The following is a 23,264-nucleotide window of genomic DNA, read 5'->3' as shown; positions in this document are numbered from 1 at the left end:
CGCACTCAGTTAGCCGCGACGCGAGGGCTTTGCGCAGCGGAGCGTTTCTTCGGCCTTTGCGCAGCGAACTTCTCACCCGCCTCTGGACGTAATCATCGTCCCGATCGGCCGGCCCTCGACGACGGCCTTGATGTTGCCGCGCACTTTGAAGTCAAAGACCACGATCGGCAGATTCTGCTCCATGCACATGGAAAATGCTGTGAGGTCCATGATCTTGAGGTGCGCGGCGATGGCTTCATCGAACGTCAGGCGCTCGTAGCGCTTCGCCTTGGGATCGGTCTTGGGGTCGGAGGAGTAGACGCCATCCACCTTGGTGGCCTTGAGGATGATGTCGCATTCGAGTTCGGTGGCGCGCAGGGCGGCGGCGGTGTCGGTGGTGCAGAAGGGGTTGCCCGTGCCGCCGCCGAGGATAATGACCCTGCCCTTTTCCATGTGCCGCAGGGCCCGTCCGCGGATGAACGGCTCTGCGACGGAGGTGATGTTGAGGGCCGAGAGCAGTCGCGCCGGCTGGCCGAGTTGGTCAAGCGTCTCTTTGAGGGCGATGCCGTTAATAATCGTGCCGAGCATGCCCATGTAGTCGGCGCTGGCCTGCGGGATGAGCCCGGCCTTGGCCAAGGCAGCGCCGCGGACGATGTTGCCCCCGCCGACGACCACGGCAACGGAGGTCCCAGTCTCGATGGCGGCGATGATCTCGCGGGCCAGCAGGTTGAGGGCCTCCGGATCGATGCCCAGGGCGCCGGTCTGAGCCAGGCTCTCACCGGAGACTTTCAGCAGGACTTTCCGATAGCGGGACGACTCGGGCATGAGGATTCCTGGGTGAGCGGGTTCGAGCATTGGAGTCGGCGGGGCGGTGAGGGTCAAGCGCGAGCGACGCCCGAATGGGAAGATATGGTTGTCCTATAATTGTTTCGTGATTGCCGGGGCATTGCCGCGCATCCGATAGGATGGAATCGCACGAGTGTTTTTCTCGGCCGCAACCGCTTCGGGGGTGCAGCCGAACAGACCAATGCGGCCCAGTCGCTGCCGGAACCGCACGGGCCGGCAGCCAGCCACGCGAGCCGGGTCGAGGCGAGGCAACGGACGCAGGAGAGCTGCCGCTGCAGGGGCAGGAGCAGGCATGAACCACGAGCCGACGAGCAATCTCAACGAGACCGCGGCGCCCAAGCCCGATGTCTACGAAGTGCTTGCGGAGGAGTCGCGGCACACGTCGCAGTACCGCAAGCCTGAGAAGGTGATCGCTCCGGCGGTGTCGATCTTCCTCCACGCGCTGTTTCTGCTCATCGCCGCGATCCTGGTGATCAACCCGCCGATTCGAGGCGATGGCGAGGTGCAGATCGAGTTCGCCACGCTCGCCGAGGAGGAACTGACCAAACTCGACGACCCTTCCGATGCGATCCCCACGCCGATGGACCCGAGTCTCACCGTCTCGGCCGAGTCGCCGGCCGAACTGTTTGAAGCCGATCCAGCCAGCGTCTCGGTCGATCTGGCCGACCCGGGAGCGGTGGACACGCTGGGCGGCGCCGGGGAGGACTTCAGCCCCGGGCAGATGCTCGGCGGCGGCGGCGCGGGAACGAGCTTCTTCGGCATCGAAGCGCGCGGCAACCGCTTCGTCTACATCGTGGATGTCTCCGGCTCGATGTCCGAAGCTGACCGCATCGGCACGCTGCAGCGCAATCTTGTCGAGTCGATCAACGCGCTTCCCGAGCACGCTTCGTTTCTGATCATTGCCTACAGCGACAATGCTTTTGCGATGAACGATCAGTACCGCTGGTACAAGGCGGATGAGCAGACCAAGTTCAAGGTACGCGCGTGGATCAGCCGCCTCGTGTCGGCGGGAGGCACCGAGCCGGCCCCGGCGTTTGAGGAAGCGTTCAAACTCAAACCGCGACCCGACATCATCTACTTCATGACCGACGGCCAGCAGACCGAAGTGCTGCCAGGCTTCGTCCGGGCCCTCAACACGCGAGGCCGGCGGACCAAGATCAACACCATTATCTTCGGCTCCCGCGGCGGCGAAGAGATCATGCGGCAGATCGCCAAGGAATCAGGCGGCGAGTATCGCTACGTGCCCGACTTCGGCGTGCCCAACCCGGGCGGCGGCGGAGGGCCACCGTGAGGCTGATGCGGCTGCACTCCCATCGCGACGGCCTGCGGCTTTGCTCTGCCTGGTTCGGGCTGGTCGTTCTGGCTTTCGCCGCGCCGGTGTGCCGCGCCGACCGCCTCTTTGCGCGCGGATCACAGAATCCGGTCGAAGGTCGCGCCGTGCAGGTCGATGACGCCGGCGTGCTCTTTCGCGTCGCGCGGGCCAGCGACAGCATCGATACGCTCTACACGTGGGACCGCGTGCGACTGCTCGAAACCGATCGCGAAGGTTTTGCGGAGCGCTTCGCCGAGTTCCGCGATCTGAGCGAGAAACTCTGGCGGGCCCGCAGTCGCGTGGAGCGGCAGGATTACGCCGCAGCCGAGCCGATTCTCGATCCGCTTTTCAGTGAGATGATGGGGCGGACCGACGCAACGGCTCTGGTCGTCGCCGAGGGCCTGCTGCGCTGCCGCCTGGCGCGGAGCGCCCGCGCGGCTGCCGTGATCCCCTGGCTTGAGATGCACCGGCTGCTCAACAGCGGCATCAAGCCGGCGGCGTACCTCGACATGGCGCCGATTGTCGATCCATCGAGCGGCGTGTGCCCGCAACTGCCGCCGCTGTGGACGCGCACCGTGGGCGTTGAGCAGCTGCTCTCGGATCTGGACCATTACGTCGTGGATGCGCCGGCGACGGAGCGCCTCGCCGCGTTGTATGCCCGCGGCGCCCGACTGGCGCTGGGTGCTCGAGTGCAGGATGCGGCGCTGTTTTATCACCTCGATGAAGAGTGGCGGCGCGATCCCGCGGCGCTGATGGTCACCGCAGTGCTCGCCGCCGTGGAAAAAGTCAAACCCTTTCCCGTCGAAGTTGACCGCACGTTCGCGCGGCTGTATCGCGAAACCGGCCCGCTGACTCCCTGGGCGTATTTCGCGCGCGGCCTGGCGCGCGTGGTGGTGAGCGATGTGGATACGCAGCGCGGCGGGCTGGTGGATCTGTTGACTGTGCCTGCACTGTTCGGCGGCCCGCAGCCCTATCTCGCCGGCTTCGCCCTCGATGCCGCGGCCGATGCGCTCGAAGATCTCGGCCGTTCGGAGGACGCCGCCTCGCTCCGCGCTGAACTCAAGCTCGACTATCCGACGCACCCCCTCAACGACGCGGCAGCAGCGCCACGCATCGCCGCCACGGAGAAAAAGCAATGACCATGGGCGTTCTCGCTACCACGATGCTCCAGCCGCTGCTTCTGCTCGCGCAGGATGAGGAGCCCCGCGGCATGACGCTGCTCGAGCAGATCAACAATGGCGGTCTGACGGGATACATCATCATCCTCCTGAGTCTCGTGGCGGCCACGCTGGCGGTGATGAACATCATCGCGATTCAGCCGAAGCGCCTCGTGCCGCCGCACCTCGTCGCAGCTCTGCAGGGCCTGCTCATCAACCGCGACGTCGTCGGCGCACTCGAAGTCTGCAAGCGCGTGGAGAACGATTCGTTCCTCACGCGCGTCCTGGCGCAGGGGCTCAACCGCTACCAGCGCAGCGCGTTCGGCCCGTTCGAGTTCAAGGACGCCATCGAAGAAGCGGGCGCCGAAGAAGTGGCCCGCCTCTACCGCAAGACCGATGCGCTGGGCCTGATCGGCTCGATCGCGCCGATGCTCGGCCTGCTCGGAACCGTCATCGGCATGGTCGGCGCGTTCAGCACGATCTCAAGCAGCGGCGCGCGCCCCGAACTGCTCGCCGCGGACATCTCTAAAGCCCTGATTACGACGCTCATGGGTCTGTGCGTGGCGATTCCGACGATGGCGGTGTTCTCATATCTGCGCAACCGCATCGACCATTATGCCGCACTGGCGGCTCAGACCATCGAAGAAATCACCGTCGGGCTTGAGCCCACCGGCGCTCCGCCGGCCGGCGCCGCCCGTGCGGCGGCCGCGGCGCCGGCGCGCCCGATGTCCGCGCCCGCTCCGAGCGGCCCGACGCGGCCTGCCGCCCCCCCGGCTGCGTCTGCGAGGGTGGGTACGTGAGGTTCACCGCCCAACAGCGCGTTCACCTGCCTGAACTCGATCTCACCGCGATGATCGACGTCATTTTTCTCCTCATCATCTTCTTCATGACCACGGCGCAGTTTGTCGAGCGGGCCCGGGCCGAACTCGAGTTGCCTGAGGAGAAGGGCGAGGCCGAAGCGCGGGCGGCGCTGCCCCCGCTGGTGGTCAACGTCCTCGTGGAAGGGCCGGACCGGTATATTGTCGGCGAGCGCCAGATGGGACAGGCCGCCGTGAAGGAACTCATCGATCGCGAAATCATGCGATTGCGCGAGGATGGCCGCACGATGGGCGAATTCGAAGTGGTGATTCGCGCCGACCAGCGCGGCGCAAGCAAGTGGATCAACGACCTGGGCGCCTACCTCCGCGAGCGCGGCGTGTGGCGCTGGCGACTGGCGACGGAGCCGGCCCGCTGATGAACTTCAAGTCCAAAAAGCCCGACAACCGCAGCCGCGTGCCGCTCAACCTCGCGAGCATGATCGACGTGGTCTTTCTGCTGCTCATTTTCTTTCTGTTTTCATCGATCATTACGCCGTCCGAGTCGCAACTGACGCCCAACATACAGACGCAGCAGGTCAGCAGCGCCAGCCGCAGCACCGACTTCAGCCCGCAGGTGCTCTCCGTGGAGGTGATTGACGGCAAGCCGGGTTACCGCGTCGGCTCGCGCGTCATCGCGACGCGCAGCGAACTGCTCGAACTGCTGCGCGAACTGCCGCACGAACTCGGGGTGTTTGTGCGCGTATCAGATTCGGTGCCGGTGGGCTTTGCCGTCGGCGCGATCCAGTGCTGCCGCGACGCCGGGTTTGAGAAGGTGACGTATGTCCCCGAATCGAAATAGTCCGTTGCGACGCCTGATCGGCCTGCTGATGAGCGCTGTGGTGATCGCCGCCGGCGCCTCTCTGGCTCGCGCGCAGGCTTCGCCGACGCGCGATGACGACCCGGTGGTGGAGTATCTCGAACGGCACGGGCTGACGGATCTGGTCATTGCGCGCCTCGAGAGCCGCTTCGGCGAGGCCTTGGGCGAGGAGCGCATTCCGCTGGCCGAGCGTCTCGCGGTGCTTTACGGCCGCATGCTGGATGAGACCGGCGACGATCGCGAGCGGGCCCACTGGGAGCGCAAGAGCCGCGACATGCTCGAGCGCGTGCCCAAGGCCAATACGGAAACGCTCCGCCTGACGATCCACAAGGCGAGTTATCTCCGCGCCGAGCGCCTGGCCGAACTCCACCGGCTGCGCCGCGCGACGGATGAAGAGCGGCAGACCGCGGCGCGCCTGATGGGCGAAGTGGCGGCCGCGATGGGAGACAGCCACGCCAGTTTCCGCGAACGCATCCGCCGCCTGGAGAGCACCGACTTCGGCACGTCAAACGTCGATTCAGAGACGATCGAGGCCCAACTGGCCGAACTGGACACGTTTGCCATGCAGGCGGCCTACTACGGCGGATGGGCGCGGTACTACCAGGCGTGGCTCGGCGGCGGCACGTCGGGCCTTGACCAGGCGATCCAACTCTTTGGCGACATTCTGCAGTTTGACGGCGCGCCGCCCGAGCCTGAAGATGTGCCCGAGTCGATGCTCAGCCCCGAGCACGCCGCCCGCGCCGCCATCGGCATCGCGCTGTGTCACGCCCAGGCCGGACGCGCGCAGACCGGCCTTGCGTGGCTCGACAACGTGCAGGCGGCCAATCCGCAGTCGCCGCGCGTGCAGGCGATTCTGCCCGGCTATCGCCTCGTGGTGCTCTTCGCCGCGGGTCAATGGGATGAGATCGAACTCTCCATCGCCAAGTGGCGCTCGGAAGGCCGCCTGACGACCACGCTCGTGCGCCTCTTTGCCGTGCTCGCGCTTGAGCAATCGCAATCCACCGGCGATGCGCAGTCGCGCCGGCTGGGCGAGGAGGCCGTCAATATGCTGGCGCAGATGGGCGAACTGCACCAGGTCATCGAGATTGCCGATGTCTTTCGACTCGATTCGCTCGGCGGCGACAGTTTCATCCTCGCCTACGTGCCCGCGATAAAGGCCTACGAAGCGGCGCGCGAGGCTCATCATGGCGACGAGCCGGCCACCGATCCGAACATGATCGCGCTTTACGCCGCGGCTGAACGGTTGCTGACCACGACGGCCGACCGGCGCGATGCGCGGCAGTGGCCCGATGCAGCACGGCACGCGCGCCTGCTCGTCGCCTGGTCACAGTACTTCCAGGGACGTCTTGCGCCAGCCGCGAGCCTCTTTGAAGACACGTCGCGTGAACTCACCGGCGACGAAGCCGAGTCCGCCATGTGGATGAGCATCGTCTGCCGCGAACGCCTGGCCTCCGCCAATGAGAGTGATCCAAAGTGGGCCGCCGACCTCGACCGGGCCCTGCAGGAGTTTGTGAAGCGATTCCCGTCCAGCAGCCGCGCCGGCCGCGTGCGTTTTCGCCAGGCCACGGCGGACGCGACCCCGTCTCCGCAGGCGGTTGAGGAGTTGCTGGCGATTCCACCCAGCAGCGATGCCTACGGCGCCGCACGGGCCGAGGCCGAACGCATGCTCTTTCTACTGTTTCGCGACGCGCCGGCGGACCGGCGGATCCAGGCGGCGCAGCAGTATCTCGAGGTGGCCATGCCGCTGCTTGAGGCCGACGAACGCCGCGCGTTCATCGGCAGCGCCGACGCCGCCGCCCGCGAGCAGTATCTCACGCGGGCCCGGCGCGTGCTTGACGTGCTGCTCACGCGCGGCGTGGCGCGCGTGAGCGAGGCGAGACAGATTCTCGATCGCCTCGAAACGGCCCGTGCGGCGGGGCTCATCGACCTCTCCGCGGTTGCCGGCGAACTCGACTACCGCCGATTCCAGGCGCAGATCCTCTCGGGCGGCTTCGAGGAAGCGGCCAGGTGGTGCGAAGAGTTATGGAAGTCCGACCCAGACAGTGCCTTCGCCCAGTCCGCCAGCCGGGCGCTTTACACCTACGCGGTGCAGGACTGGCAGACGTTCAAACAGGACGCGCGCCTTGAGGAGACGCTTCGCCGCGTCGTGCTGCACGGTCGGCGGGCGCTGCGGTCGGCGGGCGATCCGCCTTCGGCTGCCGAACCGGCGTCAGCGGCGATCATGCTCAACGTCGCCGACGCGGCGCTGACCCTGGACACCATGACCCAAGGCGCCGACGCCGAACTGCGTCCACTCGCCGAATCCTGGTTCGCCAGCTTGCTCGAAGCTCAGCCGCGTCACTTTCGCGTGCTGCGCGGCGCCGCGATCATTGCGGAGAGCCGCGGCCGCGCCGACGAAGCGCTGCAGCACTGGCGCACGGCCATGACCGGGTCCCCTGAATCCGCGCCGGAGTGGTACGAAGCGCGCTATCACTTCATGCGCCTGCTCCATGGCAGCGAACCCGCGCGGGCCCGCGAGGTCATGAGCCAGCACATCCTGCTGCATCCGGATTATGGCCCGGAGCCGTGGGGCGCGAAGATCCGCGAGTTGCACGAGCAGATGAAGCGGCAGGGGGGCGATCAATGACCCCCGAAGCGCTTCGGCTTGAGATTCTCGGCACCACCTCGGGCCGCATCGGCCCGTTCGCACTGCTCGGGCTGACTCCCGATCGATGCGAGCCGCATCATGTGCAGACGGCGGTCGATTCGCTGCTGGCTCGCATCAACGTCCGCGCGGGCTCGGACGATGCGGCGGCCGACGCGCTGCGCCGCGAGATCCGCGCCGCGGCCTCGCTGCTGCTTAACGCCGAGGCTCGCCGGGCGCTCATCGCAGACTACCACAAGGCGCGACTGAGTGTGGCGGCGTCGGCCGCGCCGGTAGCGCCCGCTTCTCGCGCGGCTTCGAACGGCTCGGCCCGCACCGGCTCAGGCGCGCCGAACTACCCGCCCGCGTTCCTGCGCGATCTGCTGGCCGCGTGGGTGTCGGCCGGAGGGTGGAACGGCAAGGCGCGGCACCGCATCATCGCCGCCGGCGCCCAACACGGCGTGTCGGGCGAAGCGCTGCTCGACGCCATCCTCACCATGCCCGTCACGCTGGCCACGCCGCGCGACACACCGCTGGTCGGCCCGCCGCCCGCCGCGTTTGCCGGCGGACTCGACGCCGCGCCGGCGCTCAACGTCTCCGACGTTCTGTCCTATCGCGATGCGCACGAGGCGGCCAAGCGCAATCTCTTTGTGGCAATGATGGCCTTTCTGGCCTGTGCGGCGATCGTCGTTCCGTTCGCCGTGTGGGTGTTTTTTCAGATCAACGTCATGCGTCCCAAGCCCGACCCGGCAGTGACGGCTGCGCTCAACGCGCCCGCTGCGCCGATCAAGCGCCCGGCCGCCCCGACGCTGCCGGCCATCGAGAACGAGACCATCAGCCTGCCGGTGAGCCCCATGTCGCAGACCTTTGCCGGCGTGCTCGAACAGCTCGATCGCGATTCGGCCGCTGCTTCGACCCTCGACCAGGCCACGTTGAATCTCTTCGCATCTGCAGCAACACAGGGCCGCAAGCAGTGGATGGTGTTCGACAGCGCCGGCCGCGAACGCCTGCGCGATGTGCTCGTCTCGGCCATCTATCGGCTCGGCCGTGACCAGCCAAGCGCGGCTTCGCTCGTGTCGCTTCTCGACCCCGAGCAGACGCGATGGATGGCGCCCGACGGGCTGACCGGCCGCGCCTGGTCCGTGGGCATGCTCGCGGTGCTTATGCGCGAGCCAGACCTGCCCGCGCCGGTGCGGAGCGTGGTCGAGCAGCACTGGCGCCGGCACGTGCCCACCGGCGCTCCGCCGCGCTCGGGCGACTTCGACGCCGCGGCCCGCTTTGCGCTGCGCGAGATGATCATGCCGCTGGTGGGCGCCGTGACGATCGAATCCGGCGCCGTGGAAAGCTGGATCGCCTGGCTTCAGTGCGTGACGACTGTTTCCGACAAAGATCAGGCCGAGGACCTGGCGCTCGAGTCGGCGCGGCAACTGCTGATCGAAGGGCCCGACGTCGCCACCTCGGACAGCGCCGGCCGCGTACTCGCCGCGCTCTTTTCTGCGGTGCGGTGGAGCACGTCAGCGGCGGCGCGGAGCGCGCTGCTGGCATGGTGGGATGAGCCGCGCGTCTCGGCCGACGACCTCGCCGTCGTCTCAGCGTGGATCGTCTCGACCGGCGCCATTCCGGGGCTCGACGATTCGTTCATCGTGCCCACCGACGCGGGCGCCCAGCAGCGGGCGGACCTGCGCCAGCGACTGGCCGAAGCGTGGACCGCCGCGGGCCAGACGGCTGGCGGCGCGCCGGCGCGCACCGGGATCGACGACTGGATTCTGCGCGCCGATCGCCTGCTCGTGGAGCCGGTGCGCGTCACACATGGCGAAATCCTCGTGCAGACAATCGAAACGGCCTTTCACAACAGCGCCGCCGCGCTCGTCTGGGCGGGCCGGCCAGAAGATGCGGCGCTGCTGCTGGCCGGCGCCGAATCGCGCCTGGCTGATGCGCGTCTGGCGACGGCGAACAATCCCGGCCGGGCCGAAGCGCCCATCGGCGGCGACGGCGAGTGGGCCGTGCAGTACTTCCGCGCCGCCAAAGACAATGATCGGGAAGGCATGAAGCAACTCATCGAGCGCCTGCCCAGCGACATCGCCGGCGAACTGGGGCCGATCAACGCGGCGGTGCTCGCCGACATCGCGCTCAACGGCCAGCCGCGCGAGATGCGCGAGGTGGCCTTGGACACCATCGCAGGCTCCTACGCGTCGGGGCCCAACGTCCTGCTCGCGCTGGCGGACAAGATGATCCCCGACCGCTCCGACGGCGCGCTCTCGGCCGCGATCGAGCGCATCACCGCTGAGAACCTCCCCGATCCGCGCGACGAGCAGTGGTATCGCGTGGCGCGGTTGGCGCTGCTTCGACGGGCGGCATACCTGCGCGGCGCGCTGAATGCCAACGCCGTCATCGACTCGCTGGCCGACCTGCTGGCCGCGGTGTATGGCGATCGTCTGCTGCGCACCACTCCATCGAGCCTCGATCCGGCGCAGGCGGCGAAGTTGAGCTTCGAGCAGTGGGTCGAGGTCGCCCGGCCGATGCAGCCCATCGCGCCGCTTCCGGCCACGCTGCACCAGATCACGCACCGCGCCGCGATCCGCGCCGCGGTGCTCGACGACCCGATCGGCCGGTTCCACGCGTGGCAGATGGCCACGCTCGAAGCAGCGTGTTACGTCACGTCTTCGGAGCGGCCGGCCGCCCGGCAAGAGCTTTCCACCCTGCTCGAATCGACGACGCAGCGACTCGCCGCCAGCCGCAACGCCATGGAGCAACTGCTCATCGCCGAACGGGCGCTGACCAAGGTGTGGGAAGTGCGCTTCGGTCAGGCGGCGCGAGGAGGTGGATTCTGATGCAACGCGCTTTGATCACGATGCTCTGCGGTCTGCTGCTCCTGACGCCCCGGCCGATTCTCGCCCAGGAGTCGCCCCCGGCTGCGGCAGCGCCGGCGGAATCGTCGCCGACGAACCAAGACGCGCCGAGCATGGATGCCAGGCTCGAACAGCTGTCGCCTTCCGATCCTGAGGCGTACTTTCTGCTTGGCGAGGAGGCAATTGACGAGAATCAACTCGACCTGGCGGTGCGGCTGTTCGTGCTCGCGGCGCGGCTCGACGGCGATCGCTTTGGCCGCAGCGCATGCCTCGCGATGGCCGAGATCGAGAAGCGCCGCGGCCGGTCGATGGAGGAGCGGGACCTGCGCTCGCTGGCGGCGCTGCTGTCCGATTCGGAGACAGTCGAGTCGCCTGAAGCGCTGGGCCTGAAAGAGGCGGAGAGCGAGTTCCGCCGCGCCGCGTCGCTGCTGTCTTCGATGCTCGGTTTCTATCGCCAGGGCGACGGGCAGAAGGCGCTGGCCGCGCTCGAACTCAACGACGCCACGCAGCGGCTCGCCAAGGAGTTCGGCCGGAGTTTCGGCTCCATTGGCCAGATCATGTCCTTCTGCCGCAACTACCCGCGCTGTCCCACCTGCCGCAACGAGCGCATCATCAAGTGCCCCTCGTGCCACGGCGGCGCTTCGCCGGGCCAGTGCGCTCTGTGCGGCGGACAGCAGTTCATCATCTGCAACATCTGCGGCGGCGAGCCGGGCGAGCGCATCGCGCCCTCTGACCTCGATTCGATGCTGCTCTTTGAGGTCGCCCTGCAATCCGGTGAGCAGGCGTCGTGGTCGGCGCGCATGGCCGTCGATCAGGCCCGTGCCCGCCCGGTGCTCGACCTGAGCATGCTGCCCCGGTGGTACGAGATCAACACGACGCTCACCGTCTACCGCGACGGCCAGTGGACGCTGCCGTAGGGGCGCGATTCGATCACTTGATCGGTTCGGGCTCGTTGGTGGCGCCGGTTTCGCCGCCGCCGGTGGCGGCGCCGGCTGCGAATGTTTCGGCCACGAGTTCGGGGACGTTGACCATTGATCGCCAGCGCAGCGCGCCCGAGCCGTCGGCCAGGACGAGCTGCGCCGCATCATCCTTCTGGCGCCGGTACCACGTCGTCTCGGCGACGGTGCCGCTGCTGAAGCCTTCGACCGCGACCTTGCCGAGGTAACTGCCATCGACCGCAGCGCCGCTGGCGGCGATCTCGACACCCTGGCAGGGCAGCGTCAACTGATCAAGCAGGCTGATCACGGCTTCGGTGCGCGCCGGCGCTGTCGAGCCGTCATCGTGCGTGATCGTCCATGCGTCGAGATTACGCTCCAGGCGGAAGCGGCCCTCCTGGCCATCGATGACCAAGGCGCGAACATCCTGGCGCGGCAGCGTCACCACGGCACGGGAAGCCAGCGACGCCGGATCGGGCGTGAGCGTCCTTATGTCGTTGGCGCGCACCTTGACGACGGGCGGCTGGTCGGCGAGCTTCGCGTAGCGGGCGGCGTCCTGCAGGTCGAATGGGCTGCCCAGCAGCACTGATTCGCGATTCGTCGTGACCTTGCCGTCGGAATCGACCTTGTCAGTTTCAACAGTGATCGTCGCCCAGGGGTTGTCGAGGCCGAAGTCGGCAAGGTCGGCGGGATTGTCATCGACGAAGCTCTCGACCTGCAGCGAGCCGAGCGTTCCGATGAGGCGCGAGACCGCCGTCTCGTCGGCCGGTGTGTCGATGGGCAGCGTGAGGCGCCACTTGCCGGCGGTCCTGACGAGGCTGGTGGTCTTGCCGGACTCGCTCTGCTCGATGGTGATGCGCGATGCATCCGCACCGACGCCGTGGAAGAGGTTCTTGACGCGCCATTCGCGCGGCGAGGAGTCGAACACGCGGCGGTGGAGCGTGTCTTCCACGATGCTCACCTCGCCTTCGGGCGCGAGCCGCGCGTAGGCCTTGCCGCCCGCGGCAATTCGACCGAGGTAGAGATTGAACTGCTTGTCGCCGGCGTCAAGCGTCACGGTTGCCATGGCCGGATCGAGGCCGAGTTTTTCAGCCGTGAGGTCTCCCTTGAGATCGCGCGCGGCAATGGTCTCGGAGATGGTGAGGTCCGCAGCCGACGTGGCGAGCATGCGGATCGACCAGGTCACCATCTCGAATCGCACGGGCTCGGTCTGCCACCACTGCTCGCCGTCCCGTTCGAAGGTGTAGTGCTCATCACCCTTCTCCACGCTGATGCGCGTCACGTCGTCAGGATTGAATTCATCGGGACTGAGCAGGCGCGTGCCCGCGGCGGGCTGAGTCGTGGATGGCGGGGCGGGATTGCGCAGTTTGATAATCGCCACGACGCCGGCCACGACGGCGAGCACGAGCACGATGAGCGTGAGACGAATGTTCATGCCTCGATCTCCAGTTGAAGCGCCGTCGGCCTAGCCTCGCCGGCTGACGGCCACGAAGATGCCCGCCACAAGGCTCAACACCGGCAGGCCGCCGATCAATGCCCAGCGCCAGAAAATCTGCGCGCCGGAGCCGAGATTCTCGATGCGAGCGACGGATTCGGCACGCGGACTGCGGGCGATGAGTTCATCAAGATGGGCCAGCCAGCACACGCCGGAGGCGAAGAGCTCGCTGTTGCCCGGGTACATCGGCAGACCCATGGAAAGGTCATACTGCCCGACCTGCGCCGTCCAGCACCACTGGGCCGAGCCGATGATGAGCGCCCGCTGCAGGCCGAAGTCACCTCGCCGCTCTACGGCGGCGGCCACGGTGTACGGCTCTTTGCGCCGCTCGGCGGGCGGATTGATCTGACCACCCTGCATCAGGTTCATCACGTCTGTCGCCCAGATGCGCTCGCTGGGCTTGAGTTGCAGCAGAGGCGTCTTGTGGACGTTCGAATCCGCAGGCGGCTGCTGCGGCGATTCGCCCTGCGAATCCTCGTCCGGCGGGTCTTTGTCTTCGGCGGTATCGTCGGAGTCGAGCTGCAACGGCACCATAAGGCTCAACTGGGTCGGCTCACCGCGCACGGCCGTGGCGATCGGATTCTCGCTGAGGAAGTCGACGAAGACGTGCGTCGGGTCCGTCTGAGGCGGCCCATTTGGCAGGGGGATCTGCTCGACGATGATCTGACCGGTGTCGGCGGTGACGCCCAACGGCTCGATCGCGCCGTTCCACGGGTCCTGCTGCCCGAGACCGGCCACGAGGCCCGGAAAGAAGTTCATCATCACGTTGGCGCCTTCGGCGACGAGTTGCTTGGCTGCATCGGCCAGTTCAGCGCCGGTCATCATCTGCTGGCCCGTCGGCGCCGGCGGCAGGATGACCCACACCGGCTGGCCAGTCGTCTGCTCGATCGTCGGGCGCGGGCCCGAGTTCACATTCCACTCCTGTACGTCAAAGCCCAAGTCGCGCAAGTGGCTGGCGACCGAGGCGAGATCAAGGCGATCGGGCCGGCCGGAGAGAATCGTCGGCGCCTGCTCGGAGTGGCAGAAGATCACCTTGGGCCGATCGGTGAGCATGAGTTGGCGAATGCCCGAAGCAAGCACCGTCTCGCCCGCGAAGCGCCGCACGCCGGCCGTGGCCTCCTCGGCCGCCTGCTGCGCGCCCGGAGGCGGGAAGAGCCGGCTGTAGGACAGCACCGTGGCGCGCGTCGGGCTGGTCAGCAGCACGCAGTTGCGCGAGCGCAAAGCCGAGTTGATCTTGCTCAGTTCGAGCGGCTTGAGATCGTCGACCCTTTCCTGCTCATCGAGCAGCGACGACGCCATGTCGCGGTACGCCTGGATGTTCGGCTGGAGTTTGCCCGCAAGCGATTCGGGCAGCGTGCCGGCGTCGATCGACTGTTCGAAGAAATCGGCGATCTGGTTGAGCGTGCCGGCCCGGTCGGCGCCAGCCCGGACGATCGAGACCGCGCCTGCCAGATCGGGAAACGGCGCGCCTGTCATCGGCGAGTCCTTGAGCGATTCGTCGATCGCTTCGATCGCCGCCTGGCTCTCGCGCGGGATCACGGAAGAGAGCACGAGCGTGATGGTCTGGAAGTCCCGGCGCGAGACGTGGTCGGAGGGCAGTTCACCCATCGCGCCGATGAGCACCTCGCCCTGCCGGGCGGCAAACGTGGCGAGTTGCTCCAGCGCCGCCTGGCCTTCCCTTGCCGCCGCTTCGTACGCTGCGGATTCCTCGGCGTAGATCTCCTTGAGCCGGGCGATGAGTTCGTCGTATTGCGTGATCGTGCGATGGTCGGTGGGATCGATGCGCACGACTTCGATCTTGTCGCTCTTGTTGCGCAGTTCGCGCAGCACATCTTCGATCTCGCGCCGCTGCGACGCAACCAGCCGCTGCTCGTCGGTGTTGAGCGTCGGATCGCTCTCGGCGAACAGCAGGGTGATGGTGACATGCTCATCGAGCGACTTGAGCAGGTTGCGCGTCTGCTGGCTGATGGAGTAGCGGCCGCGCTCGGTGAGGTCCATGCGATAGGCCGCGTCTGAGGCGAGCCAGTTGACCACGCCAAGGATGATGAGCAGCGACAGGAGCAGCACGCCGACGCTCAGGCCATACTTAAGGCGCCGGCTCGAAGCCGTCTCCTGCTGCGGCGCCTGCTGAGATTTGTTCTTGCTTACCGCCATCGTCGCGACTCCACGATTTTGACCGCCGCCACCAGGAAGATCACCATGCCCGAAACGAAATAGACGATCGTCGAGGTGTCGATCACTCCCTTTGAGAAGTCGTTGCTGTAGCGCAGGTCGATGCTCATTTTGTACAGGATGGACGACCAAGGCTCGCCGATGAAGCGCGGCAGCCAGCTCGTCAGCCCGACGACCAGCAGCCAGAAGAACACCGCGACCAGGTACGCCAGAATCTGACTGGGCCAGATCGACGACGCCAGCGTGCCCAGCGCGAGATAGAGGCAGCCGATGAGGATGAGGCCAAAGTAGCCGGCGAAGATCGAGCCGTAGTCCGGCGCCGAGTACCACTCGAGCACCAGCGGGTAGAGCAGCGTGGGCGCCAGCATCGCCAGAAAGAAGCCTACGGCTCCGATCCACTTGCCCACCACGACCTGCGCATCGCTGACGGGGCAGGTCATGAGCGACTCGATCGTGCCCAGACGCATCTCTTCGCTGAGCAGCCGCATGGAGATCGCCGGGGCGATGAACAGCAGCAGGAAGAGCGAGAGATCAAAGAACGGCCGCATCGACGCTTCGACGCCCGTGTGCAGCACCGAGAGCGCGAAGATCAGGCCGCTCACGAGCAGGTACAGCGCGAGGACGACATACCCCACCGACGTGCTGAAGAAGGAGAGAAACTCGCGGCGGGCGATGGCCACCATCTGGCTCATGATGCATCCACCTCCGAAGTGATCCGGACGAACAACTGCTCAAGCGAGCCGGACTCGCGATGCAGTTCGCGGCAGGGCAGGGCCGACTCGGCCACGAGCCGGCCCAGCGGCTCGCGCAGGTCCACCGCACTCGCGCCGCCGGTAATCTCGTACCGCGTCCAGCCGTCGATGTTCGTCTCATCCACGCGAGACACGCCGGAAATCCGTCCGATGGCTTCGCGGATCGAGCCGTTTGCGCCTGCGGCGGGCTTGACTTCGAGGACGTAGTGCTGCGAATCACCCGCCTTGTGCTTGAGTTGATCGACGGTGCCGTCGGCCCGGATGCCGCCGCGCGCGATGATGACGATCCGATCGCAGGTCACTTCGACTTCGGGAAGGATGTGGCTCGACAGAACCATGGTGTGGTCGCCGGCCAGTTCGCGGATGAGATGCCGCGTCTCGCGGATCTGGATCGGATCGAGGCCGGACGTCGGCTCGTCGAGCACGAGCACGGGCGGCTGGTGAAGCATGGCCGCGGCGAGGCCGACGCGCTGGCGGTAGCCCTTGCTCAGACGTCCGATCTGCCGCCGGCGCATCTCCTTGAGCCAGCAGCGCTCGACAACGCGATCGACGGCCTTGCGCCGCGCCTCGCGCGCCAGGCCGAAGATGCGGCCGCGGAAATCGAGGTACTCGACGACGCGCATCTCGCCGTAGAGCGGGTTGGACTCAGGCAGGTAACCCAGGCGGCGGCGCACTTCGTGCGACTGCGTCACGCTGTCGAATCCCTCGACGGAAGCCCGGCCGCTGGTGGGGGGGAGATAGCCGGTCATGACGCGGATCATGGTGGTCTTTCCCGCGCCGTTGGGGCCGAGCAGGCCGAGCACCTGGCCGTCGGGGATGCTCAGCGTGACGTCGCCCACCGCGCGAAAAGAGCCATAGCACTTCGTGAGATGATCAATCTCGATCATGCATGGAACCTCGCTTACCTGGAGTGGCCACCACCGTTGCCCGCCTGCGATCCGGGCTCGGAGTTCCCCGGGACGCACGAGCCGCCGCGAACCGGCACGACGATCCGACCCGCCGGTCCCGCCGCGCTCGTATCATTGCCTGACGCGGCGGTGATTCTACACTGCCACTCGGCCGTGTGCGGCTCGTTGCCCCGCGGCCCGACATCGGAGGGCGGACCAGACCGTAGTATGGCTGAGACGAATCATTCCACCGAGAGCGCCAAGGCCCAGCCGAACGGCTCTGAGCCGCTCAAGACCGAGGGGCGACCGCGTCTGCTCGTTCTCGACGGAGCGATCGAGCCGAACTCGAGGATTGCTGCAGGTCTGTGCCAGCACTTTGATCTGCGCTTCATCGGCGACGCTGAGGCAGCTCAGGAAGCGGCGAGCGGCTCGTTGGTCCTTGCCGATCCTTCCAGCCTCATGCCTCTCGAGCGCGCCTTGGCCGAGGGGCAGACGGGCACGCTTCTCAGCGCCTTGGGCGAAGGCGTGTGCCTGTGCGATTCGGCCGGCAATCTCGTCTGGGCCAACCGCAAGTACCAGCAGTTCAACGGATCCGTCACGCGCAAGGTGGAGCGGACCTGCCAGGAGACGGCGCGGCTCTTCTCCGAGCAGGTCGAACTCAACGAAGACTCCAGCCGCCGCTTCGCGTTCCAGACCGAGGACAATCGCTTCTACGAGATGATCGCCTCGCCGGTGATCGACACGAGCCGCGGCAACGGCGACGGGCTGCGCATCCTTGCGATCGTGTGGGACACGACAAAGAGCCGCCGCCTGCAGCAGCAACTCGACGCGATCGACGCGGCAGGCAGCGAACTGGTGCGCATCGAATCCGAAGCCGTCTCGTCGCTCAACACCGCCCAGCGCCTCACGCTGCTCGAAGAGAAGATCATCAACTTCACGCGCGAGTTGATGCACTTTGACCATTTCAATATCTACCTGCTCGAAAAGGAGAGCAAGCGCCTGCTGCCGGTCATGACCGTCGGCATGCCGCAGTCGGTGGCGGACTACGACCTGCGGGCCGAGACGACGGGCAACGGCATCTCGGGCTACGTCGCCGCAACCGGGCGCAGCTACATCTGCCACGACGTCCAGAACGATCCGCGCTACCTGCCGGGCCTCGACAACGCGGCCAGCAGCCTGAGCGTGCCGCTGCGCCTGCACGACCAGGTCATCGGCGTATTCAACATCGAATCGCTCAGCCCCGGCGCCTTCAGCGAGGACGACCGGCAGATCGCTGAAATCTTCGGCCGCTACATCGCGCTGGCGCTCAACATCCTCGATCTGCTCGTGGTCGAGCGCGTCACGACCAGCGGCACCGTGGCCGTGAACGTGATCGGCGAGATCAGCCATCCGCTCAACGACATCACCGCCGAGGCCGAAGCGCTGCGCGAGAAGGTGATTACCGATCCGGTCGCGCTCAAGCACATTGATCGCGTGCTCAAACTCGTGAGCCTCGTGCGGCGCAAGGTCGAAGACGTCGCCAAGGGGCCCAAGAGCATTCTCGGCATCCAGGAGGCGATCGAGAACTCGGAGATCGATCCGCTGCTGCTCAACAAACACGTGCTCGTGGCTGATGACGAGCCGAACATCCGCGAGACCATCCACGCCGTGCTCAGCAAGCGCGGCTGCCTCGTGACGGTGTGCCAGAGCGGGCAGGAGGCCATCGACATGCTCGGCCGCTCGTCGGCCGGCGAAGTCGATCTGGTGATCTCGGACATTTCAATGCCCGACCAGAACGGCTACCAGGTCTTCGCCGCCGCACGCCGGCTCGATGAACGTGTGCCCGTGATCCTGATGACCGGCTTTGGCTACGACCCGCACCACTCGATCGTCCGCGCCAGCCAGGAAGGCCTGCAGTGCGTGCTCTTCAAGCCGTTCCAGATCGATCAACTGCTCGACGAGGTGCTCAAGGCCGCGCGTCTGTCCTCTGGTCCGCGTCCCAAGTCCGCCTGATCCGATAACGCCCAGCCGGTGTGATCCGCAGGCTCGATCCAGATCAGCTGCGGCGCTGCCGGTGCGCCCCGAATTGCCGCCTGCCCCTTCAACGCCGGGCAAACTCTTCCGATGCAACGACATCCGAAGCGCACGCCATCGCGGCGCCGGCTGGAGGGTGTCATCATGCGCCGAGGCTTCACGCTGCTCGAACTGCTCATCGTCGTCGGCGTCATCGCGCTGCTCGTCGGGCTGTTTGCTCCGGCTCTGGCCAGCGCCCGCACCGCGTCGCGCACGACGGCCTGCGCTTCCAACCTGCACGAACTCGGCCTGCTGCACTTCGAGCAGGCGTTCGACCTCGACCGCTGGGCCGAGTCGGCGTACGACCTGCAGCCCGTGCGGTTCGAAACGGTCGCTGATCGATCGGACTACGGGTATCGCGGCACGTTCGGTTTCGGCCAGCAGCCGCCCCCGGGTTCGAGGGACTTTGCGAAGAAGCTGCTCGACGCGGAGGCCGCCGCGCCAGCCCAGCCGCCCAGTTGGCGCATCCCCTGCCCGCAGGCGATCCCGACCAGCGAGCAGAGTTACGGCCTGAACTGGCGCTTCCGCGGCGTCAAGCCCGAGCGCCTCACGGGCGTCGATCTCATCTTCGCCGACAGCCCCTATCGCCTCATGGTGCGCGGCATGGACCTGTCGCCGCGCCACAGCGAGCAGGTGAACTTCATGTACGGCGACCAGCACGTCGCCGACGGCGGGGCCGACCTGCTCAAGGAAGACGATCTTCACCGCCGCACCTGGCGACCCGACCCGCTGCCGGCGGAGTATCCGCAGCGCTGATTGCCGGGGTACGAGCCAAAGCGCCCCGCCGGGTTGAGCCGACGGGGCGCGCCTGATGGACTCAAATGGATCTTGCTTCAGCACTACTTCGAAGGCGGCTGCGGCTGCAACTCCTGCCGCTCTGAATCCAGAATCTCGATCGACTGGCGATCATGCGCCATCGCGCTGGTTCGCCCTCGGGACACGGCGCGGGACAGGACGCTGTAGGCACGACTCGTGTCGATTTGCTCGTACTTTGACGTCGCCGCCGGATCGACGCCCATATCGACCGCTTCGTCGAACGCCTTGTCATCGACGCAGAGAAATACGAACTGCCAGTTGTAGACCTGCCGCTGGTGCGTGATCATGTCGCGCACCTGCTGCCTGGTGAATTCGCGGCTGCTGTTCTCGTGGCCGTCGGTCACGATGGCGAACACCACCAGCCCGGGCCGGGCCTCTTCCGGCAGGGCCGCGAGCCGCTGGCCGGCTTCGGTGATGGCGCGTCCGACGGCGTCAAGCAACGCCGTGCAGCCGCGCGGCTCAAGCGTGTACGGCGGCACGTCGCCGATGGGCATGCCGCGATGCACAAAGTCATACTCGGTGTCGAACTGGACCAGCGTCAGGTTGGCCTGTCCGCGGGCGGCGGCCTGCTCGCGGATGAAAGCGTTCACTCCCGATTCCGCTTCGGCGCGAACGTGGCTCATCGAGCCGCTGCGGTCGATGACCAGGGTGATGTCGGCCAGGTTGCAGTCTGTCATGGTGGACTCCTCTTCAATGAAAATGTGAAAGTGTTTCGTGGCTCGCAACGCGTCTGTGGCGATTGCGAAGGGTCAGTTCATGTGCTGCTCCTTTCCGCGCCCGGGCACGCGCGCCCATGCGGCGCGGCCTGCATCCCTGGCAGGCGCGCGACGGCAAGGCGCCGCTTGGGCGCCGATAGCTTCGACTCGGTTGTGTGACGGCCGCATCGGACCCGGGCACGCAGTTGGACGGCCCACGGGAGCGCGGCAACAAGGCCAAGGCGATGCTACACCGCCGCCGGCCGCCTTGCAAGCGCCGCCGGCCGCCTTGCAAGCCAGAGCCTGGCCATCGGCGGCCTTGCGGAGCGATCAGGACGAGGCCCGCCGGCGCTCCGGTTCGCGCTGCTGTCGGGTTTCACCTGACCTGACCGCTGACTTTCCCCGCTGCCCGCTCATCAAGGCTTAATCCCGGCGGTGAATACTCCGGGTGGAGGAGAGACATGTTCGACAGCACCGGCCCCGCCGCCGCTGCGGCGGCCGCGCTGATGATCATCTGGGTCGCCGAGGGCTGGGCGCCGTTCATCGCCCGGCCCCGCAGCCGCACGCCCCATGGGATGCGCAACGTCGTCCTTGGAGTCGCCAATGGCTTGCTGTGCGCGCTGGTCTTCCCGCCGCTGATTCTCTGGCTGGCGCTGCTCTCGCGCGAGCATCACATCGGCCTGCTCCATCTCGCGCCTGAACTGCCGCCGCTGCTCGCGTTCGCCGCGGCTCTGCTGCTGCTCGACTTCTGGCACTACCTCCTGCACATCCTCTGGCACAAGACGCCGCTGCTGTGGCGCTTTCACGCCGTGCACCATCACGACGCCGAGGTCGATTCGACCACGGCGTTTCGCTTCCACACTGGCGAGATCATCATGTCCATGTTCGGCCTGGCGCTGGCTGTTCCCATCCTCGGCGTCAGTGTGCTGCACATCCTCGTCTTCAAGATCCTGCTGCTCACGACCTCCGTCTTTCATCACGCCAACGTGAACATCCCGGCGCCTCTCGACCGCGCGCTGCGCATGATCATCGTCACGCCGCGCATGCACTGGGTTCACCATTCGCGCTGGGCGCCCGAAACCGACTCGAACTACTCGGCGATCTTCTCTCTGTGGGACCGCGTGTTCGGCACGTACCGCGTCCGCGATGAGGTGCAGCAGATCGAACTCGGCCTCGATGGCTACAGTGCCGCCGACACCGACACGCTGCGCGGAATGCTCCTGACCCCCCTCGGCCCCGTGAAGAGCCAGCGTGGCCATCCGCCGGGCGAATCAGTAGATCACGCCAGAGCCTGACACTTCGGCGGCCGCGCGCAGCGATGAGCACGCGAGGCTCGCCGCCGCTCCGGTTCGCGCTGTTCTGTCAGGTTTCACCTGACCTACCCCTGTGTCGGGATCCCGTGCATCATACTTTACCTCGATCGTGTTGTATCATGTGGTGTGCATTGCCTGTCGTGCAACTACGACCTGCAGAATCTCGCCGAGCACCGCTGCCCGGAGTGCGGCCGCGTATTCGACCCCGGCGATGACCGGACGTTTCGATCCCCTGATTCAGCGCGTCTGCGCGTGCCGGTGAATCTGGTCCTGCTTCTCTTCGTTGGGCTTGGAGTCGGGCTGCCGTTGCTTCTGATCATCATCCAACTGCTCATCGAGGTGATCTGGACATTCTGACAGGTACCATTCTGCATGGCCGTCCGTAGCCACCCGATTCTGCGTTCGATCTTCTACATTCTGGCTGTGGCGCTGATCACGTTCAGCACGCCTTCGATCACGGTCGTGCAGTCGATTCTCCTCTTCGTCTGCCTGCTGATGATCGGTCTGGCCGCGTCGAGCAGGGGTTCTCGCCACTCCTGTGACTGCAGCTAGAGTTATCCATGGAACGACCGACGGGGCTTGCCATGGCGGTTCCGCTCGCGCTGTGTCTTCTGCTCAGCGCCGGCTGTAACAGCGGCCGGCTGGGAGACGCGGTGCTCGCCAACGACGTTGCGCTGGCTGCCAGACTCCTCAATGAAGGCGCCGATCCGAATCTCAGTTTCGTGCGCAGCCAGCTCATTGGGATTCTGCTCGCCGGCGACTTCGATGTCGTCAAGACGCGCACCTTTCTCGTCACCGCCATCGAACTTGAGTACGTCGAGATGGTTGAGGCGCTACTCGAAGGGGGCGCTGATCCGAACCTGTATGCGGATTCGCTCTCGCCGCTCTACTACGCAGCCCTCCCAAGCGCGCGCAGCGTGGACCTCACTGAACTGCTGCTTGAATTCGGCGCTGATCCAAATCAAGCCGTCGGTTTCGACTGGCCCTCAGTCCCCCTGTACGCGGCGGGTGATCTCTCAGTCAGTCTGCTGCTCCTGCCTGTAACCGATCGAAAGTGGATCACAGCCCAACTCGTTGCGAACCTGAAACAGAACGACTTCGGGCCGATGTTTTCCGCAGTGTATGACATGTACATGCGCGGCGAGTTCCCGGCGGGGCCCGGCAGCCTCGATGGGTTTCCCCCGCTCACACAGGCGATCATCCGCCAGGACGTTGGAGCATTCGAGCAGATGCTGCGCGAGAATCCCGCCTCGATCCACGCGCGCGATCGTTACGAGTTCACGCCGCTCATCTGGGCCGCGAGCCGCTTCGGCTCTTTGGACTTCGCGCGGCGACTGCTCGAAGCCGGATCAGCGCCCAACGCCGAAGGGGAAGGTCGGTGGACGCCGCTGTATTCCGCGGTCGAGGCGGATGATCCCGCCATGATCGCGCTGCTTTGTGCCGCCGGCGCCGATCCCAATCACACCCTGCGCTATGTTCGCAACCGCCCGCCATTGGCGACGATCGCGGCGCACCATCGCCGCGCCGCCACGCTGCAGACGCTGCTCGATGCGGGCGCCGACCCGCTGGAGCGCAGTTACAACAGCGAAACAAACATGCTCGACTGGGCGGCGCACAACACGACCGATGAGCGGCTGCAGGTGCAGGCCCTGGCCCGGCAGGCCATCGCGCGAGCCGAGGCCGAGCGCGCCGCGGGCAAGCGTTGAT

20 protein-coding genes are annotated in these 23,264 nt (G+C 66.5%); 14 read left to right on the top strand and 6 right to left on the bottom strand.

Features of this window, described 5'->3' with window-relative positions; genetic code table 11:
* Positions 1-72 precede the first annotated feature (72 nt).
* Positions 73-804: a UMP kinase gene (locus tag IT430_08370; GenBank protein MCC6907937.1), complete on the bottom strand. Its 732-nt coding sequence runs from the start codon at positions 802-804 to the stop codon at positions 73-75.
* A gap of 313 nt (positions 805-1,117) precedes the next feature.
* On the opposite strand from IT430_08370, the gene IT430_08365 reads away from it, so the two are divergent.
* From IT430_08365 to IT430_08330, 8 genes are read left to right on the top strand one after another with little or no spacing between them, the layout of a single operon-like run.
* On the top strand, positions 1,118-2,116 hold the full coding sequence (locus IT430_08365) for a VWA domain-containing protein (protein ID MCC6907936.1): 999 nt from the start codon (positions 1,118-1,120) through the stop codon (positions 2,114-2,116).
* Positions 2,113-3,276 (top strand): hypothetical protein, encoded by a 1,164-nt coding sequence (locus tag IT430_08360; GenBank protein MCC6907935.1) that lies wholly within the window; start codon positions 2,113-2,115, stop codon positions 3,274-3,276. The genes IT430_08365 and IT430_08360 overlap by 4 nt, the downstream gene beginning before the upstream one ends.
* Complete coding sequence (locus IT430_08355; protein MCC6907934.1) at positions 3,273-4,094, top strand: MotA/TolQ/ExbB proton channel family protein; 822 nt, start codon at positions 3,273-3,275, stop codon at positions 4,092-4,094. Before IT430_08360 ends, IT430_08355 begins: the two co-directional genes overlap by 4 nt.
* Entirely contained in the window at positions 4,091-4,528 is a 438-nt protein-coding gene (locus IT430_08350; GenBank protein ID MCC6907933.1) for a biopolymer transporter ExbD, read from the top strand. Before IT430_08355 ends, IT430_08350 begins: the two co-directional genes overlap by 4 nt.
* Positions 4,528-4,950 carry a biopolymer transporter ExbD gene (locus IT430_08345; protein ID MCC6907932.1) on the top strand — a complete coding sequence of 141 codons (423 nt, stop codon included), beginning with the start codon at positions 4,528-4,530 and terminating at the stop codon, positions 4,948-4,950. The genes IT430_08350 and IT430_08345 overlap by 1 nt, the downstream gene beginning before the upstream one ends.
* Positions 4,931-7,594, top strand: coding sequence for a hypothetical protein (locus IT430_08340; GenBank protein MCC6907931.1), 2,664 nt, complete (start codon positions 4,931-4,933; stop codon positions 7,592-7,594). Before IT430_08345 ends, IT430_08340 begins: the two co-directional genes overlap by 20 nt.
* Positions 7,591-10,422: a hypothetical protein gene (locus IT430_08335; GenBank protein ID MCC6907930.1), complete on the top strand. Its 2,832-nt coding sequence runs from the start codon at positions 7,591-7,593 to the stop codon at positions 10,420-10,422. Before IT430_08340 ends, IT430_08335 begins: the two co-directional genes overlap by 4 nt.
* Positions 10,422-11,357, top strand: a complete 936-nt coding sequence (locus IT430_08330) for a hypothetical protein (GenBank protein ID MCC6907929.1) — start codon at positions 10,422-10,424, stop codon at positions 11,355-11,357. The genes IT430_08335 and IT430_08330 overlap by 1 nt, the downstream gene beginning before the upstream one ends.
* Positions 11,358-11,370: 13 nt before the next feature.
* Here the strand turns inward: IT430_08330 and IT430_08325 are convergent, their stop codons facing one another.
* From IT430_08325 to IT430_08310, 4 genes are read right to left on the bottom strand one after another with little or no spacing between them, the layout of a single operon-like run.
* Positions 11,371-12,810: a DUF4340 domain-containing protein gene (locus IT430_08325; protein MCC6907928.1), complete on the bottom strand. Its 1,440-nt coding sequence runs from the start codon at positions 12,808-12,810 to the stop codon at positions 11,371-11,373.
* A gap of 30 nt (positions 12,811-12,840) precedes the next feature.
* Entirely contained in the window at positions 12,841-15,024 is a 2,184-nt protein-coding gene (locus IT430_08320) for a Gldg family protein (GenBank protein MCC6907927.1), read from the bottom strand.
* On the bottom strand, positions 15,015-15,734 hold the full coding sequence (locus IT430_08315; protein ID MCC6907926.1) for an ABC transporter permease subunit: 720 nt from the start codon (positions 15,732-15,734) through the stop codon (positions 15,015-15,017). Before IT430_08315 ends, IT430_08320 begins: the two co-directional genes overlap by 10 nt.
* Positions 15,731-16,681: an ATP-binding cassette domain-containing protein gene (locus IT430_08310; GenBank protein MCC6907925.1), complete on the bottom strand. Its 951-nt coding sequence runs from the start codon at positions 16,679-16,681 to the stop codon at positions 15,731-15,733. Before IT430_08310 ends, IT430_08315 begins: the two co-directional genes overlap by 4 nt.
* Positions 16,682-16,909: 228 nt before the next feature.
* Between IT430_08310 and IT430_08305 the strand changes: the two genes are divergently transcribed.
* Positions 16,910-18,673 carry a response regulator gene (locus tag IT430_08305; protein ID MCC6907924.1) on the top strand — a complete coding sequence of 588 codons (1,764 nt, stop codon included), beginning with the start codon at positions 16,910-16,912 and terminating at the stop codon, positions 18,671-18,673.
* Positions 18,674-18,838: 165 nt separating this feature from the next.
* A complete protein-coding gene (locus IT430_08300; GenBank protein ID MCC6907923.1) occupies positions 18,839-19,489 on the top strand; it encodes a type II secretion system protein in 651 nt (216 codons plus the stop codon).
* A gap of 83 nt (positions 19,490-19,572) precedes the next feature.
* On the opposite strand, the gene IT430_08295 is transcribed toward IT430_08300, so the two are convergent.
* On the bottom strand, positions 19,573-20,226 hold the full coding sequence (locus tag IT430_08295; protein MCC6907922.1) for a VWA domain-containing protein: 654 nt from the start codon (positions 20,224-20,226) through the stop codon (positions 19,573-19,575).
* Positions 20,227-20,705: 479 nt separating this feature from the next.
* On the opposite strand from IT430_08295, the gene IT430_08290 reads away from it, so the two are divergent.
* The 4 genes from IT430_08290 (at position 20,706) to IT430_08275 (ending at position 23,263) form a co-directional block, all read left to right on the top strand.
* The gene (locus IT430_08290; GenBank protein MCC6907921.1) at positions 20,706-21,539 is read left to right on the top strand and encodes a sterol desaturase family protein; all 834 of its coding nucleotides are present in this window, start codon (positions 20,706-20,708) and stop codon (positions 21,537-21,539) included.
* A 144-nt stretch (positions 21,540-21,683) separates the two neighbouring features.
* The gene (locus tag IT430_08285) at positions 21,684-21,914 is read left to right on the top strand and encodes a hypothetical protein (protein ID MCC6907920.1); all 231 of its coding nucleotides are present in this window, start codon (positions 21,684-21,686) and stop codon (positions 21,912-21,914) included.
* Positions 21,915-21,929: 15 nt separating this feature from the next.
* Positions 21,930-22,109 carry a hypothetical protein gene (locus tag IT430_08280; protein MCC6907919.1) on the top strand — a complete coding sequence of 60 codons (180 nt, stop codon included), beginning with the start codon at positions 21,930-21,932 and terminating at the stop codon, positions 22,107-22,109.
* An 8-nt stretch (positions 22,110-22,117) separates the two neighbouring features.
* Positions 22,118-23,263, top strand: coding sequence for an ankyrin repeat domain-containing protein (locus IT430_08275; protein ID MCC6907918.1), 1,146 nt, complete (start codon positions 22,118-22,120; stop codon positions 23,261-23,263).
* The last annotated feature ends 1 nt before the right edge of the window (position 23,264 follow it).

It is taken from the genome of Phycisphaerales bacterium, from assembly GCA_020852515.1.
In the GTDB taxonomy this organism is placed as follows: domain Bacteria; phylum Planctomycetota; class Phycisphaerae; order Phycisphaerales; family UBA5793; genus UBA5793.
This window is presented reverse-complemented; position numbering and strand designations above follow the sequence as displayed.